The organism is Phocaeicola dorei (assembly GCF_013009555.1).
Lineage (GTDB): Bacteria > Bacteroidota > Bacteroidia > Bacteroidales > Bacteroidaceae > Phocaeicola > Phocaeicola dorei.
The window spans coordinates 5,004,921-5,023,292 of sequence record NZ_CP046176.1 but is presented as its reverse complement, the minus strand read 5'-3'; the positions used below and the strand labels follow the sequence as shown (position 1 = coordinate 5,023,292).

At 40.7% G+C, this 18,372-nt stretch carries 9 protein-coding genes; all 9 read left to right on the top strand.

The genetic code is table 11. The features are described 5' to 3' along the window. The first annotated feature begins 74 nt into the window (after positions 1-74). The 9 genes from GKD17_RS20530 to GKD17_RS20490 all read left to right on the top strand — a co-directional run bounded on the left by GKD17_RS20530 (position 75) and on the right by GKD17_RS20490 (position 18,249). Positions 75-2,702, top strand: coding sequence for a glycoside hydrolase family 2 (locus tag GKD17_RS20530; protein ID WP_007839070.1), 2,628 nt, complete (start codon positions 75-77; stop codon positions 2,700-2,702). 125 nt (positions 2,703-2,827) lie between these two features. Beyond that, positions 2,828-4,897 (top strand): beta-L-arabinofuranosidase domain-containing protein, encoded by a 2,070-nt coding sequence (locus GKD17_RS20525; protein ID WP_007839068.1) that lies wholly within the window; start codon positions 2,828-2,830, stop codon positions 4,895-4,897. A 12-nt stretch (positions 4,898-4,909) separates the two neighbouring features. Continuing rightward, positions 4,910-6,454 (top strand): family 43 glycosylhydrolase, encoded by a 1,545-nt coding sequence (locus GKD17_RS20520; RefSeq protein WP_007839066.1) that lies wholly within the window; start codon positions 4,910-4,912, stop codon positions 6,452-6,454. A gap of 26 nt (positions 6,455-6,480) precedes the next feature. Next, the gene (locus GKD17_RS20515) at positions 6,481-8,874 is read left to right on the top strand and encodes a beta-L-arabinofuranosidase domain-containing protein (RefSeq protein WP_032936873.1); all 2,394 of its coding nucleotides are present in this window, start codon (positions 6,481-6,483) and stop codon (positions 8,872-8,874) included. Between the two features lie 19 nt (positions 8,875-8,893). Further along, the gene (locus tag GKD17_RS20510; protein WP_007839062.1) at positions 8,894-11,317 is read left to right on the top strand and encodes a glycoside hydrolase family 127 protein; all 2,424 of its coding nucleotides are present in this window, start codon (positions 8,894-8,896) and stop codon (positions 11,315-11,317) included. A 4-nt stretch (positions 11,318-11,321) separates the two neighbouring features. After that, positions 11,322-12,320, top strand: coding sequence for a family 43 glycosylhydrolase (locus GKD17_RS20505; RefSeq protein WP_007841253.1), 999 nt, complete (start codon positions 11,322-11,324; stop codon positions 12,318-12,320). A gap of 2 nt (positions 12,321-12,322) precedes the next feature. Next, positions 12,323-14,749 carry a glycoside hydrolase family 127 protein gene (locus GKD17_RS20500; RefSeq protein WP_007839060.1) on the top strand — a complete coding sequence of 809 codons (2,427 nt, stop codon included), beginning with the start codon at positions 12,323-12,325 and terminating at the stop codon, positions 14,747-14,749. An 80-nt stretch (positions 14,750-14,829) separates the two neighbouring features. Continuing rightward, positions 14,830-15,069 (top strand): hypothetical protein, encoded by a 240-nt coding sequence (locus GKD17_RS20495; protein WP_007841252.1) that lies wholly within the window; start codon positions 14,830-14,832, stop codon positions 15,067-15,069. Between the two features lie 300 nt (positions 15,070-15,369). Further along, entirely contained in the window at positions 15,370-18,249 is a 2,880-nt protein-coding gene (locus GKD17_RS20490) for a two-component regulator propeller domain-containing protein (protein ID WP_032936869.1), read from the top strand. Positions 18,250-18,372: the final 123 nt, after the last annotated feature.

Genomic DNA, 18,372 nt, shown 5'->3' with positions numbered 1-18,372 from the left:
AACCTGTTTGGCACTTTTTGTCATGTGCGGTTCCGGACAGTCTTTTTCTTTTAATATTTATTTGAAGTGATGGTATGAAAAGGTTTGCCGGTTGGTTGTTGTTTTTCTGGGGATGTATATGTTGTATATGTGCCTCTGAAATTTCTATAACAGATTCATGGAAGTATAAAGCAGAGAATGATGAACGTTTTTCCAGTATGGATTGGAATGATTCTGATTGGGTAACTGTAGATTTGCCCCATACTTGGAATGCCGGAGATGTGATTGACGAGCAACGGGGATATAGGCGCGGCATATCTTGGTATAGGAAGAAGTTGTTCATTCCTTCAGAGGCACGGGATAAGAAAATAACTCTTCGTTTTGATGGAGTGGCCAGCAAGGCAGACGTCTATTTAAATGGGAAATTATTGCAAACTCATTTGGGGGCATATACCGCTTTCGGAGTTGATATAACTGATATCTGTGAAGTTGGAAAGGAAAATCTGTTGGCGGTAAAAGTGGATAATAGTTCTTCTTTGGGGGAAATCCTTCCATCGGTTTCCGGAGATTTTTCTATTTTTGGGGGTATTTATCGCAGGGTGTTCTTGCAATGGACGGAAAGAGTGCATTTTGTGACAGAACCTTATGCAGCTGTTCCAGTAAGGATACAAACCCCTGAAGTGTCGGTATCTGAGGCGTCAATGCAAATTGTGGCTTTTCTTAAAAATGACTTTACCGATACAAAGCACGTGCACGTCAATGTTTTTCTTTGCGATGAAATGAATCGGATTGTGAAAGAGAAACAGTTGAAACTGAAACTGATTCCAGGCAGGAAATATCCTATATCCACTTCTGTAGGAAGGATAGAGAATCCTCATTTGTGGTCTCCTGAATTACCTTATTTATATACGGTAAAAGTGCAGGTATGCGATGCCAAGAATGGAGAAATGTATCAAGAAGTAATTTCTCCGGTTGGATTCAGATGGTTTTCGGTGGACAAGACAGGCTTTTATCTGAACGGGAAGTATCTTAAATTGAGGGGAGCTGCACGGCATCAGGATTATGCAGGTTTGGGAACGGCTATTCCCGTTGAAATGAATCGTAGGGATATGCGGTTGCTGAAAGAAATGGGAGCTAATTTTGTGCGTATCAGTCATTATCCTCAAGATCCGGAAATATATCGAGCCTGTGACGAATTGGGGTTGATAGTATGGTCTGAAATTTGTGTTGTGAATGAAGTGAGAAAAAATACGAAATTCGCTCATAACTGCAAAGAAATGTTGAAAGAGATGATTCTTCAGAACTACAATCATCCATCGGTGGTACTATGGGGGGCTATGAATGAATTATGGGATTACCATAAGCAAGCTATTGTGTTGGCTAGGGAATTGGAGGCTTTGAAAAAAGAGCTGGATCCTTATCGTCTTTCTTGTGTCGCCTTTCATGCTTTTACTTGGGAGAAACCCTATACACAGTCTAGTAAGGAGATGTTTAATATTTCGGATGTTAACGGGGTAAATGTATATGAATCTTGGTATCAGGGAGATTCTGCTACGATTGCACCTATGTTTGATAAATTTTGTAGTTATTCTACTGCAAAACCTCGTTTTTTGTCGGAATTTGGAGCAGGAAGCGATGAACGTATCCATTCTTATACTCCGCGTACATTTGATTTTACTCCGGAATTTCAATTGGATTTTAATCGCAGATATATCAATGAAATGGAGAAACGTCCGGATTATATAGGTTATTCTATTTGGAATTTGGTTGATTTTCAGGTGGACGGTCGTGGTGATAGCAAGCCTAATCTGAATCAAAAAGGAATGTTGACAGAGGATCGTCGGAAGAAAGAGATTTATTATTACTGTCAGGCTCGTTGGTCGGACATTCCGATGATTCATATTGCCGGGGCCGATTGGACGAAAAGGGTGGAAATTTGTGATGATAGTATAAATGTGCGTAAGATCAGTGTTTTTTCTAATCAGAAAACGGTGGAGTTAATTCATAATGGAAAGTCTTTGGGAGTGCGTGAAGTGGTAAATGGGGAAGCTGTTTTCGTAGTTCCTTTTATAAACGGAGAGAATCTGCTGGATGCCCGAAGTGGGGCACTTTCAGACAGGCTGAAGATACAGATGAGATTGTTATCTTCCCGTCTTACTGACAGTGATGTGCTTTTGGACGGTCTTTGTATTAATTTGGGACAGGAGCATTGTTATTTTATAGACCCGCAGCTTCAGGAAATATGGATACCCGATAAACCTTATACAAAGGGAAGTTGGGGATATATGGATGGAAAACCTTTTAACTCCTGGCCGGGATCATCACATGATGGAGTTAGGTATGGAGTAGGGGCTGATATAAAAAATACTTTTTTAGAGCCTCTTTTTCAGACCTTTTTAATTGGTACGACTTGTTACCGGCTGGATGTTCCTGACGGAGTATATGAAATTGGCTTTTATTTCACGGAACCTTTCAGTAAGGATGAACGGAAAAATATTGTGCGTACAGGTGTTTCTGCCGAGGGACAACGTGTATTTGATGTGTCAGTCAATGGAGAAAAATTGATAGAGTCATTGAATCTGGCTGATTCTTATGGCGAGCAGACAGCTGTTGTAAAGACACTTGTGGTCAATGTGCGGAATCATGAAGGACTGGAGATTCTGCTTTCTCCTCAAAAAGGACAAGGTGTTATTAGCGGATTAAAAGTAAAGAAAATACGATGATATGGGCTGAAAAACTTCTGAATGGGTAAAATGGTTATATTCTTTCTTTTTCTGACAAGATTCTTTTCCATGAAACTCAGGGACAGATGTACTTTTGCTGATGTAAAATTTGAATAAAAAACGGTATGTTTAAGAAAAAGAGAAATATAGGGAAATTGTTATTAGGTTCCTTTTTGATTGTGGCTGTACTGACGGCATGTATGGAGGAGAAAAGGGAGATGAAGATAGATATGCTTTCACGTCCCGGTACGATAGATAGGAATGTCAGTTATCAGGGAAATCGTTTGCCTTTGAAACCATTGCATTTTATAAAATTGCCGGTAGGAACCATTGAGCCGGAAGGCTGGCTGAAAAAGTACCTGTTGTTGCAAAAAGAGGGATTAACCGGGAAACTGGGTGAAATTAGTGCGTGGTTGGATAAGAAGGATAATGCGTGGTTGCTGTCTGGTGGAGATCATGGTTGGGAAGAAGTCCCTTATTGGCTGAAAGGATATGGTGATTTGGCTTATATCTTAAAAGATTCTGCTATGATTGCAGAAACAAAAGTCTGGATTGAAGCAGCTATTCAGAGTCGGCAACCGGATGGCTTTTTCGGTCCGGTGAATGAACGTGGAGGGAAGAGAGAACTTTGGGCGAATATGGTAATGCTTTGGTGTTTGCAATCTTATTATGAATATTCTGGTGATAAGAGAGTGTTGACTTTGATGACTGATTACTTTAAATGGCAACTGACTGTCCCCGATGATAAATTTTTGGAAGATTATTGGGAGAACAGCCGTGGGGGGGATAATCTGTATAGTGTTTATTGGCTTTATAACATCACAGGAGAACAATTCCTGCTGGAGCTTGCTCGGAAACTTCATCGTAATACGGCAGACTGGACAAATGAATCGGATTTGCCTAATTGGCATAATGTGAATATTGCACAGTGCTTTCGTGAACCGGCTACTTACTATATGCTTAGTGGTGATTCGGCAGATTTGCAGGCATCTTATCGAGTGCATCATCTGGTGAGACGTATTTTCGGACAGGTGCCGGGAGGTATGTTCGGAGCGGACGAGAATGCCCGTTTGGCTTATATTGATCCACGACAAGGTACAGAAACTTGTGGATTTGTAGAACAGATGGCGTCTGATGAGATAATGCTTCGTATGACCGGTGATCCTTTTTGGGCTGAGCATTGCGAGGAGGTCGCTTTCAATTCTTATCCGGCGGCGGTAATGCCTGATTTCAAAGCTTTAAGATATATTACTTGTCCCAATCAGGTGGTGAGTGATTCTAAAGATCATAAACCCGGAATTGATAATGGAGGTCCTTTCTTGGCTATGAATCCTTTCAGCAGTCGTTGCTGTCAGCATAACCATGCGCAAGGCTGGCCTTACTATATTGAAAATTTGGTTTATGCAACTCCGGATAACGGGCTTGCCGCCATTATTTACGGTCCGTGTTGTGCACAGGCGAAAGTAGGGGTAAACGGAACTGAAGTTATTCTGAGAGAAGAAACAAACTATCCGTTTGAAGAAATGATTCGGTTTACAGTGCAAGTTTCCGGTAAAGTGGATTTTCCATTATATCTTCGTGTACCTGCTTGGTGCAAGGGGGCTACATTAATAGTTAACGGAGAAACGGTAGCTGCTGGTATGGAGTCTGGTAAATGTGTTCGTTTGGATAGAACTTGGAGTAATGGAGATGTGGTAATCTTGCAATTACCCATGTCTTTATCTGTTCAAAGATGGCAGACCAATCAAAACAGTGCCAGCGTGAATTACGGTCCTTTGACTTTCTCTCTGTTGATAGAGGAAGAGTATAGAAAAGTAAATAGTGCAGAAAATGCTATATGGGATTCTAAATGGCAGAAAGGTGCTGATGTCAATGCTTGGCCTACTTATGAAATCTATCCTCAAAGTGCTTGGAACTATGCTTTGAAATTGGATGATAGGGTTTTGGAGCAATGCTTGAAAGTCGAGAAGAGAGAATGGCCTTCAGACAATTATCCTTTTACTGCTGATAACGTTCCTCTAGTGATAAAAGCACAAGGGAGAAGAGTGCCTTCTTGGGGTATAGATCAATATGGCTTATGTGGTGTGTTGCCGGAAGAAGGGGCTCCGAAAAGTGAAATATTGGAAGATATAACCTTGATACCGATGGGAGCTGCCCGTTTGCGTATCTCGGCATTTCCTGTAACTTATGAATAATTTTATATTACTATGAAAAGACTGTTATTTGTGATTCTATTGACAATTATGGGATGTTGCGGTGTACATGTGCAAGCCGTTGGGTACGAAAAAATTATTAATCCGGTATTGCCGGGTGATCGTCCTGATCCTACTGTCATTGAAATAAATGGAGAGTATTGGGCTGCTGCGACTTCTAATGAATGGTCGCCGTTGTTCCCTATTTTTAAATCAAAAGATTTAGTGAACTGGGAATTGGTGAATTATGTTTTTCCGGATGGAGCACCTGATTGGGCATTGAATAATTTTTGGGCCCCGGAATTATCGTATGATGAGAAACAGGGAAAGGTTTATCTGTATTATACAGCCCGTGACAAGAGGACAAAGAGATTATCGTGTGCGGCGGCGGTAGCTGATTCCCCGATGGGGAGGTTCAAAGATTTGGGACCGTTGGTTGCTCAGGAACCAGGCTCTATTGATGCTTTTGCTGCAAGAGATGAGAAGGGTAAACTTTATCTTATATGGAAAGAAGATGGCAACAGTATGGGCTTGCCTACAAATATTTGGGCACAGGAGATGACGGAGGACCGTACCCGTCTGATAGGAGAAATGACTTCCTTGTTTTGTAATGACACTCCTTGGGAGGAAGGGCTGGTAGAAGGGGTATGTGTTTTTAAAAAGCAGGATTATTTTTATATCTTGTATTCGGCAGCTAGCTGTTGTGATAAAAAATGTAATTATAAAACAGGAGTAGCCCGTTCCAAATCTTTGCTGGGTAAATGGGAGAAGTATGAAAAGAATCCTATACTGGTAGACAATCAGGATTGGCGTTGTCCCGGACATGGTACTATAGTTCGGAAAGATGGAAAGGAGTTTTATTTGTATCATGCTTATAATAGGAGTGGTTCGGTATATGTCGGACGTCAGGGCGTGTTGGAGGAATTGTGTTGGGGAGAGGATGGCTGGCCTTATTTTAGGAACGATGCCGTTTATAATCGTCCTAATTTGTCTTTGGATTATGTGGATTCCTTTAAGGGTAATACACTAGCTCCCATTTGGCAATGGAGGGTAACCCAGAAAATAGATTATCAGACAGGAAAAAACGGATTACATCTAGGAGCATCTATGGAAAACAGGGAATTGGGTACTCTGCTGGTACAACCTGTCAAGGCTTTGAATTTTTCGTTGACTGCTACTGTTGATAACCGGAAAAGTATGGCTGCGGCTGGTATCGGTATTATTGGTGGAGCTCATAATGGATTTGGCGCTCCTTTAGCCGGTATTGGCATATCAGTTTTGAAAGATAAGGTGGAAGTATGGAAAAATGTAGATGGTAAAGTTGATGTCTTGGCTCAAAGTGCTATAACGGTGTCAGCAACGACACAGGTCAGGATGACTGTGAAAGACGGGTATTGGCTTTGCTTTGAGTTCCGGAAAGGGCAGAGGTGGATACCTTTGGCAACGGAAATAGATGCTTCGCCGTATGTTCCGTGGGGAATGGGCTTCCGCATAGGCTTGTGTGCTAAAGGGGGAGACGGAACCTTTGCTGATTTCCGTAAGATTGAATTGATTCATTGATTGTGTTTTTTATAAAATCTGTTACCATGAAAAAATATAGGTTAGTATTCGTTTTAAGTATATTGTTTTTAGGAGTGATCAAGTTGACTGCATCGGAATATGAGCAGGTGCGCAAAGCACCTCGTGTACATGTTCCGGTATGGCAGTCATTTGCACTGTCGGAAGTCGAATTAACCGATAGCTATTTTAAGAAAGCGATGGATTTACATAAAGGATATCTGCTGTCGCTGGATGTAGACAGGCTCATTCCACACGTACGCCGTAGTGTCGGTTTGCAGGGGAAAGGAGATAATTACGGAGGATGGGAGAAGCATGGTGGATGTACCTATGGTCATTATATGTCTGCTTGTGCCATGATGTATGCTTCTACAGGCGAGAAAGCCTTGCTGGATAAATTGAATTATATGCTGGATGAACTGCAAGAGTGCCAAAAACAGACCCCGGATGGTTGGTTCATTACCGGTAAAAGAGGAAAGGAGGGTTATTTGCAGTTGCTTCAAGGGAATGTGGTGCTTAACCAGCCGGATGAAACCGGACAACCTTGGAATTATAACCAGAATGGGAACTCATGGTATTGTATCCATAAGATTTTGGCGGGATTGAGGGATGCATATGTCTATGCAGGTTGTAGGCAAGCCAAGGATATATTGATGCCTTTGGCGGATTTTATTTCTCATATAGCCTTGAATAGCAATAGGGATCTTTTTCAAAGTACCTTGAGTGTGGAACAGGGGGGGATGAATGAAGTTTTTGTTGATATTTATAGTATTACCGGAGATAAGAAATTTTTGCAGACGGCAGAAAGGTTCAATCATATCAATGTTATTTATCCGATTGCTAACGGAGAAGATGTGTTATTCGGTCGCCATGCTAACGATCAAATACCTAAATTTATGGGAGTAGCCAGAGAGTATGAGTTCTCACCCAATGATATTTATTATCAGGCTGCCCGTAACTTTTGGAATATTGTAATTAAAGATCACACATTGGCCATCGGTGGAAATAGTTGTTATGAGCGTTTTGGCGTACCGGGTGAAGAAAGCAAGCGGCTGGACTATACTTCGGCAGAAACTTGTAATACATATAACATGTTGAAATTGTCAAGACAGTTGTTCATGTTGGATGGTGATTATAAATATCTGAATTACTATGAACATGCTTTATATAACCATATTCTTGCTTCACAAGATCCTGATATGCCGGGCTGTGTGACTTATTATACTTCTTTGTTGCCGGGATCATTTAAGCAATATAGTACTCCGTTTGATTCTTTCTGGTGTTGTGTGGGTACAGGGATGGAGAATCATTCTAAGTATGCCGAATCCATTTATTTTAAGGATAACCAAGAATTGCTGGTCAATCTGTATATTCCTTCACGTCTCCACTGGAAGGAAAAAGGTTTGAAGCTGACTTTGGATACTTATTTCCCGGAGTCGGATACGGTTACAGTAAGGATGGATGAAATAGGGAGCTATACAGGAATGCTTCTGTTCCGTTATCCGGATTGGGTGAGCGGTGATGCTGTAGTTCGTATTAATGGAAAGCCGGCACAGACGGAAGCACATAAGGGAAGCTACATTCGCCTGTTGGATTCTGTTAAGAGCGGAGATGTGATAACATTGGTTTTCACACGTAACTTATATATTGATTATGCAAAGGATGAACCTCATTTCGGCTCTGTCATGTATGGCCCGATATTGCTTGCGGGAGGATTGGGGACGGATGATATGCCCGAAGATAGGGTTATTGACAATCGTGCTTGTCGTGAATCGCTTCCGGCAAAGAATATTCCTATGTTAGTGGGTCCATTGGCCGATCTGGATAGCTGGATACAATGTTCTTCACAACATCCTTTACGGTTTACAGTAAAGAATGGAGGTGGACAACAAGGGGTAGGGTTGATCCCTTATTTTCAAATGCATCATCAGCGGCATACTGTATATTGGAAACTTTATTCTCCGGATGAATTTGTTTATCGTACTCGTTCTTTAACGGATGAAGTGAAGATCGGTGACGAGAAAGATGAAGGGAAACATGCGTTGCAAGGGGAGAATGATTCTATTTATTGGCATGATTATTTTTGGGCAAAGAATACTCGGTTCCGTATGGCAAAAGACGGATGGTTTTCTTACACACTTCATATAAATAAAACGGAACAAAAGCCTTATCATCTGATTTGTCGTTTCTGGGGAGACGAGCCTGATACTTGTCAGTTTGATATATTGATTGACGGCAACTATCTACGTACTGTCAGTTTGAATCGAAAACTATATCTGACCTATGTGGACGATGTGTATTCTATTCCTGCAGACTGGACTCGTGGAAAGGATAAAGTGAATGTTACTTTCCGTGCTGCTCAAGGGAAGAATGCCGGAGGATTGTATGAATTGAAAATTACTTCAGATACGAATTATAGATAAACTTTAAATATAGATTACCATGAAAAAAACGTTGGTTATATTATTCGTCGCCGGGGTTCTTGCCGCGTGTAAGTCGACGGATAGCAATAAATCTGATTATCAATACAAGGATGTACCTTTTACCAATGTACACTTTTCTGATAATTTCTGGGCATCTCGTATTGAAACCATTCGTAGTGTTACCGTGCCTTTTGCTTTTCATAAATGTGAGGAAACTCATCGTATAGATAATTTTGCAGTAGCGGGGAAACTGATGGAAGGAAAGTTCAATTCCCCTTATCCGTTTGATGATTCGGATGTGTATAAGATAATGGAAGGAGCTGCTTACTTGTTGGCGGTGAAGGAGGATAAAGCGCTGGATATGTATATGGACAGTCTGATTCATCTGATAGGAGCTGCGCAGGAACCGGATGGTTATCTTTATACTACTCGTACTATTGGCGGGGATTCGCAACATCCGTGGGCTGGCAGTAAAAGATGGGAAAATGAACGTGACAACAGCCATGAATTGTATAATGTAGGACACATGTATGAGGCGGCTGTAGCTCATTATCTAGCTACCGGAAAACGTTCATTTCTTGATATAGCCATTAAGAGTGCGAATTTGTTGTGTAATACCTTTGGTCCTGAAGAAGAAAAGATTACTGTAGCGCCAGGGCATCAGGAAGTGGAGATTGGGCTGGTAAAGCTTTATAGGGTGACAGGAGATAAACGTTATTTGGATTTGTCACAATTCTTTTTGGAGGCTCGTGGAAAGTATGACAAATATGATCGGAATAGTGAGGATCAGTTCCGTAACGGATCTTATTGGCAGGATCATAAGCCAGTCATTGCTCAGGATGAGGCTGTAGGCCATGCAGTGCGGGCTACCTACATGTATGCTGCTATGACAGATATAGCCGCTTTGAAAAACGAGCGGCATTTTGAAAATGCTGTGGGTAAATTATGGGACAATGTAGTAGGGAAGAAGATGTATATTACCGGAGCTATTGGTTCAACTCGTCATGGAGAAGCGTTTGGTAAAAACTATGAGTTGCCTAATAGTACAGCTTATTGTGAAACATGTGCTTCTATTGCCAATTGCATGTGGAATTTACGCATGTTCATGCTGCATGGTGATGCCAAATACATTGATGTGCTGGAACGTTCTTTGTATAACGGGGTGTTGAGTGGCATTAGTCTGGGTGGAAAGAAGTTTTTTTATCCAAATGTCCTCTCTTGCGATGAAAATGGCTCAGAGCGTAGCGAATGGTTTGATTGTTCTTGCTGCCCTTCTAATCTAGCTCGTTTTATTCCTTCGGTGCCAGGGTATGTGTATGCCACTTCTTCCAAAGGATTTTATGTGAATCTGTATGGTGCCAACCATGCTGATGTAGTTCTAAAGAATGGAAAGCATGTACAGGTGGAACAACAGACGGATTATCCGTGGAATGGAAAGATAAAGTTGATATTGACTCCGGAAACCCCGGAAGATTTTGCTGTTATGTTGCGTATTCCGGGATGGGTAAATAGTCAGCCTGTACCTTCCGATCTTTATACTTATACCAGGCATGATAAAGGAGCCGTAAAAATTACAATCAATGGAAAACCCCGGGATTTTGTAATGGAGAAAGGATATGCCGTTTTATCCGGTAGTTGGAAACAGGGGGATACAATTGAACTAAGTCTTCCGATGGATGTCCACAAGGTTTCAGCAAATGATAAGGTTGCTACGGATGTGAATCATCTTGCCGTAGAGCGTGGCCCGATAGTTTATTGTGCAGAGTTTGCTGACAATGGAGGGACTGTATTGAATTATGTGCTGAAACCGGAAACGGCTTTTGAGGCTGCTCCTGCTTCTATGTTGGGAGGTGTGGAGATATTGAAAGGAACCACAGAACGCATTATTGCCGAGAATGATTTTAAGGAAATAAAGTCTGTGACAGATTCTATCCTGCTTATTCCTTATTATGCACGGTCTCATAGAGGAAATGGTGAAATGGCTGTGTGGCTTCCTTCCGATGAGAATATATTGAAAGATCAGCTAAAAGAACGTGCCCGTATTACGGATAAAGTTTTTATCGGTAAAGAAAGTTCGGAAACTGCGCATCAGTTGAAAGGTGAGAATACTCATACGGGAGGACCAAATACATGGCGTGATGCCTCGGATGGTGGATGGTTTTCGTATACCCTGAGAGTAGATCCGGTTCAACCGATGGAATTGGTTTTGACTTATAGCAGTACAGATGGAGGAAATCGTGAATTCGAGATATTTGCCGAACATGAAAAGATAGGGGAGCAAAAATTACGGGTGGAAACTTTTAGTGCATGGATTGATAAAGTGTATCCTATTCCTGTTGATTTAACTCGGGGGAAAAGTCATGTAACTGTTAAGATACAGGCTTTGCCCGGTATGATTGCTGGAGGTGTGTTTGGTTGCAGAATGCAGAAGCAAAAAAAATAGGCCTATGAAACGCTATATTATGACCACCGGATTGATGTGTATATGCGTGTTTTGTTCTTTAGCCCAAAAACAAATGATGTATGGAGATACAAGCCGTATTGGAATACCTTTTTCTAAAGATCCTCATGTAGTGGAGTTCCAAGGTAAATATCTGATGTATTATTCTATTCCTCCAAAGCAGAATGGAAACGCGGAAGCGCAAGGTTGGGGAATAGGCATTGCCGGGAGCAAGAATCTGAAAGATTGGCATCGTATTGGAGAAATCATACCTCAAACAGCTTATGAGTCTAAAGGGTTATGTGCTCCGGGTGCTTTGGTAAGAAATGATACGGTTCATCTATTCTATCAGACGTATGGTAATGGTGCTAAAGATGCTATTTGTCATGCATGGTCTGAAGATGGGATCCATTTTGTACGTAATGCTACAAATCCTATTTTTTCTCCGGAAGGGGAGTGGAACTGCGGGCGTGCCATCGATGCGGAGGTCGTTTTTTTAAAGGATCGGTATTATTTATATTATGCAACTCGTACTCCTGATTATTCTACCCAAATTATAGGAGTTGCAATGGCACCTGCACATACGGATTTTTCGAAACAGGCATGGAAGAGTCCGGTGAATCATCCGGTGCTTGTTCCCGAATATCCTTGGGAAGAGAAGTGTGTCGAAGGAGCATCTGTTGTGCAGATGGGAGATGAGATGTTTATGTTTTATGCCGGGGCCTATAATAATCGTCCTCAGCAGATTGGAGTTGCTAAAAGTAGTGATGGTATTCATTGGACAAAACTTTCTAATAAACCCTTTCTGATGAATGGTGATCCTGGAACATGGAATTGCTGTGAGTCCGGACATCCTCATCTCTTTAAAACAAGGAAAGGAAAAACATATTTATTTTATCAAGGGAATGATGACTTTGGTAAAACTTGGTTTCTTTCGAATATGGAGGTCAAATGGAAGAATAGACATCCTTTTATCGCTCATTATATAAATCAAAAAGCACATTAAATATGAAGAAAATATTTCTTTTTCTATATACCTTATTGGTCTTTTCCGGTGTATACGCACAAGAAAACAAGGTAAAGGTGGAGCCGGTGAATGGAGATAAAATTTCTTTGTTCTCTTTAAAAGAAGTCCGTTTACTGGATAGTGATTTTAAACATATCATGGACCTGAACCACGCCTATATGCTTTCTTTGGAACCTGACCGTTTGCTGTCTTGGTTTCGGAGAGAAGCAGGTTTGACACCTAAGGCACAACCCTATCCTTTTTGGGAATCTGAGTATATGAACGGGCATGGACCTTTACCGGGACATATTATGGGGTTTTATCTGTCTGGAATTTCTATGATGTATGATTCTACGGGAGATACTGCAATTCTAAGTAGATTAAGCTATATCTTGGAGGAGTTATCTCTTTGCCAGCAAGCTGGAGGTGATGGATATTTGTTACCTACTATTTGCGGTAGAGCTATTTTCGAGAATGTGCTGGATGGAAATTTCAAGACTTCTAATCCTTTTATTGAGACTCCTTATGACAAATGCTGGGAACCTGTGTATGTCATGAACAAGATCATGTTGGGGCTTTATCAGGTTTATATGCGATGTGATTTATTACAGGCAAAAGAAATATTGGTAAAGATGGCAGACTGGTTCGGCTATTCAGTCATTGACAAGTTATCACATGATGACCTTCAAAAATTGTTGGTGTGCGAGCATGGCTCTATCAATGAGTCTTTTATAGATGTTTATCAGATAACGGGTGAGGAGAAGTATCTTAAGTGGGCACAAAGACTCAACGATGAGGATATGTGGGTTCCCATGTCTGAAGGAAAGGATATATTGGAGGGTTGGCATGCTAATACCCAGATTCCTAAATTTACAGGTTTCGAATCTGTTTATCGTTATGATAGTAATGAACGTTTTACCACAGCTGCCCGTTTCTTTTGGGATACAGTAGTGAGAAAACATACTTGGGTGATGGGAGGTAACAGTACAGGAGAACATTTCTTTGCTCCTGAGGAATTCGAGCATCGAATAGAATTGAACGGGGGACCTGAATCTTGTAATTCGGTTAATATGCTTCGTCTGACAGAGAGTTTATATTGTGATTATGCCGAGGTGGAGAAAGTGGATTATTATGAGAAAGTCTTATTTAATCATATTTTGGCCAACTATGATCCTGATCAGGGTATGTGTGTGTATTATACTTCCATGAAACCGGGACACTATAAAATTTATGGAACTAAATATGATTCTTTTTGGTGTTGTACCGGGACGGGGTTTGAGCAAACAGCAAAGTTTGGGCAAATGATTTATGCTCATACAGATGATGCCTTGTATGTAAATATGTTTATACCATCGGTAGTTACATGGGATAAAGGAATCAGTATTCATCAGGAAACTGCTTTTCCTGATGAAGGTGTTACTAGTCTTACTGTTTCCGGAGAGGCTGTTTTTAATTTAAAGATACGTTGTCCTTATTGGGTGGGAAGTTCGTCACTCAATGTAATTGTAAATGGTAAGAGAGAGAAAATAAAGGCTGGTGTGGATGGATATGTTTCAATAAACAGGCAGTGGAAAGATGGAGATAAAGTACGGATAGAGCTACCTATGAAATTGGAAATAGTGCCTTTGAATGAGGCGACTCATTATCTTGCTTTGAAATATGGGCCTATTGTTTTGGCAGCTAGAATTAGTGACGAGCATTTATCGAAAGATGATTTCAGATCTGCACGTTCTACTGTTGCTATGAAAGATTATCCAGTGATAGATGTGCCGGCTTTTATAGGGGATATCCGGAAAATACCGGCTGCTGTTATCCGGAAAAAAGGAGAGAAGCTGGCTTTTTTGTGTAGTAAGGATAATGTAGTATCCAAGCCTGTAGAGCTGGTTCCTTTTAATACTATTCACTGGAGCCGCTATGCCGTATATTTTCGGCATTATGATAAGAAAGAGAACTATTTGGCCGAGCTGAAGAAATCGGAGCAATTTAAGCAAGAAGAGGATAACTTGAATAAAAGAACTGTAGACAGGGTCATTATTGCAGATGCTGAATCTGAGAAAATGCATAAAATGGAGGCAGTAAATTCTACAGCTGGTGAGAATTGGCGGGATGCTTCTAAAGGTGGATATTTTATGTATGAAATGAAAGTTCGGAAAGAGATGGAACAGTCTGTTTGCTTACAGCTTTTGGGAAGTGATTCGGGTAATCGTATTTTTGATGTTTTGATTGATGGTAAATGGATAGATACTATTGATTTGTCTAAACCTTGTAAAGAAGGAAAAGGACTGTATAGATGTTATATTCATATTCCTGCTGAATATATAAAAGCAAGAAAAAATGTAACAGTGAAATTTCAGGCAAAGAATGGTTGTATAGCTGGGGGGATTTTTGATGTAAGGATTGTGTCTGCCATTTCGGTTCAAGACATGTAAATAAGAGCAGCTTTCGTTTTTAAAACATTCTCCATAGTTCGACTGTTCTAATGATAGTACAAACGGAAAAAATAATGATTATGGAAAAATATTTTATTCATAGCAATGAACTGCATTTGATTGATGTGGATAAAATTCATCAGGCAGTGGAAAGGATCGTGGACTCATTGGATATGGCTGCCGGATCAACTTGTCATTTTGATCTTTATAAAGTGGTGGAAACCTATTTTAAAGATTTGGATAAAAGAAGGGAAATAAACTGCTTATTGGGTATTGTGGATACGGAGGAGGAATTGGAGGAAAAGATGGAAGGCTTTTGAAATCTATTTTTTAATTTGTTTTGTTTTCTATTCTTTATCTATTTTTACTGGGTGAAGATAAGTCTTCCTTTTTCATACTATTTCTGTTTATAAGACAGAGATGGTTTTAAAGTTTGTAAAGGCAGTTGGTTCATACTGAACCGACTGCCTTTTTATCTGAGTTCTATTGGTGGTTCTTGGGAAATTATATATTAGGAGTAATCTCATAGTATAGGGTTATACATGATTCTTTATTCTGAAAACTTTATTTAATTCTTAGGTTTTTGTAAGTTTGCTAAATGAAATCTAATAGAAAATAGAGTGAAAACATTTAGACTAGTATTCATGATTCTGATAATGAGTGGATTAATATTTCAGGGGAGAGCTCATGTCTGTTGGGACGATCTAGAGTTCAAACAGTTTTCCACTCCTGAAGGATTACCGAATAGCATGGTTCACCAAGTGTATCAGGACCGTGACGGATATATTTGGATTCCTACTTTCTATGGATTGTTTCGTTATGATGGTTACGAGGTACGTACCTATAAATCAAATCTTTATACCCCTGGTCTTCTGGTTAATAATAATGTGCTTTGTGTGGAAGAAGATTATTCTCACCGGCTTTGGATTGGGACTCACGAGGGACTCTGTATGCTTGATAAACGGACAGGGAAGATGAAAAAATTGCAACTGGATGGAGTCAGCAAACAACGGCTGAATGAAATTCATGTAACAAAAGAGAACCGGGTTTATCTGGGGTACATCCGTGGAATGGCTTATTATGATGAAATGCAGGATACATTGGCTTTGATGACTCGGAAGAATTGTAGAGGGGACGTACCCGAATCTGTGAATATTCAAACTTTGTTTGAGGATGTAAATGGTGATTTGTTGATAGGTACCTGGAAGGATGGGCTTTATCGTTATTGCATAAAGGAAAATACATTTTTGCACTATCCGCCTTTAGATGAAGAGAACTCTGTTTTGGCTTTGTTTCAGGACTCTAGAGGGGTGATGTGGATAGGAACTAGTGGGTCCGGGCTGTATAAGGCCCATTTTTCATCCGATAGGAAAACGGTTTCTTTTGAAGGTTATAGACATGATGCCCGAAATGTTTCTTCTTTGCCGTCTGATTATATTTATTCGATTCATGAAGATTTACAGACACGTTCGTTATGGTTGGGTACTAGAGAGGGTGTTAGTGTGATGGAACTGGCTGATGAGGGAAAGTTTATCAATTATCAAGAATCTGGCTCTACACATTATCTTCCTGTCCGCGAGGTGAACACAGTCTTTAGGGATCGAAGCGGATTAATGTGGATCGGTACTAAAGGGGCTGGTGTCTTTCATGTCGATACTAGGAAACGTTCCTTTAATGTAATTTATCCTCGTGGCAACGATAAATCTTTTACAGATTTGATTTCTACATTGTATGTGGAAGAAAATGGAGCTCTTTGGATAGGTATGGGCTATGGATTGGATTATCAGCATGGAGATAAAAAAGTGACATTGTTTCCTTCGAAACGTCCTTATCATATTTCTTATAGCCCGTTAACCCGTGAGGTGTTGCTTGCTGTGCATGACGAGGGGATGATAGTTTGTCGTGACGGACAAATAATACATCAGTATAAGACCTCGAATTGCGGTTTTGTTCCTCATGATTTAGTGTATTTAGTTCACGAGGACCGTAAGGGAAACCGCTGGTTGTGTACCTATAAAGGACTTGGAGTGCGTTACCGGGACGGGCGTGAGTATTGTTTCAATCGTTTGTCCAGAGCAGACGAATTGCTTGGCCGGGAGATGACCACGATGGTTGAGGATAATGACGGCTCATTATGGTTGGCAACCAACAATAATGGTATTGTTCATGTTACAGGGGATATGGAACGTCCGGAATCGTTGCAGTGTAAGAACTATTGTATGGAGAATGGTTTGCTGTCGGTTAATACTCCTCTTTGTTTTTTGTTGGATAGAAGCGGACGGATTTGGGTCGGGACAGAGGGCAGCGGACTTTGTTTATATGATGTGCAAAATGATTGTTTCAAGTCTGTTCATAAGGAGTTTAATTTGCCCGGAGATATGGTTGGCAGTATGCAGGAAGATAATAGTGGTAATCTGTGGTTGGGTACCAATCAAGGGCTGGCAAAGCTAACCATATCCGGAAAGGAAAAGGGCAGGGTACGTATCTTTACAGTTGCCGATGGGTTGGCGGATAATTTCTTTAATCAAAATGCTTCTTTCTATCGTGATGGTACCTTCTATTTTGGATGCAGCAGGGGAATTGTGACTTTCAACTCGGAAGTGGTGGAAGAGAAACATGCTGATATTTCTTTATGCATAACTGATATCTTGGTGGATGGAAGACCATTGGAACAGATGTCGGATAAGAAAAGAAAGGAGATAACTCCTTTTACTTCCGATTTTACAGACAGATTAGTTATTCCTGCCTCATATTCCCATTTTACCATTTGTTTTGCATCGCTGACTTATAATCGTCCCCAGCAAAATAAATATGCGTACAGGTTGCAAGGCTTTGATGCTGATTGGCATTATGTGGACGCTTCCAGCCGGACTGCCTATTATTCCAAATTGCCTGCAGGGGAGTACGTGTTTCAGCTACGGGCAACGAATGAGAATGGTGATTGGGGTGACGTGAGAGAAATGGAAATTATTATTGAACCACCTTTCTGGGCTACTTGGTGGGCTTATTTTATTTATGTATTATTGGCTATACTGTTTATGGTATTGATATGGTGGGAGATTCGTCGGAGGCTGTTATTGCGTAATCGTAGGTTTTTGCAGGAAGGTGAGACGGACAAGGTGCATCATCTAAAATTGCAGTTCTTTACGAACATACCTTCGGATGAAGAAAAGTTTTTGCAGGATGCTGTCGCCTGTGTGAACCGTCATTTGGATGATCCCGATTTTGATGTTCCGCAGTTTGTAGATGAGATGGCAACCAGTCGTACAACGTTGCATAAGAAATTGAAATCTTTGACGGGATTGAATACAACTGGCTTTGTACGTAGTATCCGTCTGAAGGCGGCTTGCAGGATGATGGATGAAAATCCGAATTTCCGCATTTCCGAACTGGCTTATAAGGTCGGGTTTAATGATCCCAAGTATTTTTCTATCTGTTTTAAGAAGGAATTTGGTATGCAGCCTACAGAATATTCGATGAAATCGGGCAAAAACGCTTGAACATGCCAAGGTGGACAAGGTTGAAATATGTTCCTAAAAGGTGGAGAAAACATGCTTCAACCTTATCGGGAGATGCTTCATCTCTGTAAAATGAATAGCTGATTACTTTTGTGGCATTAAAAC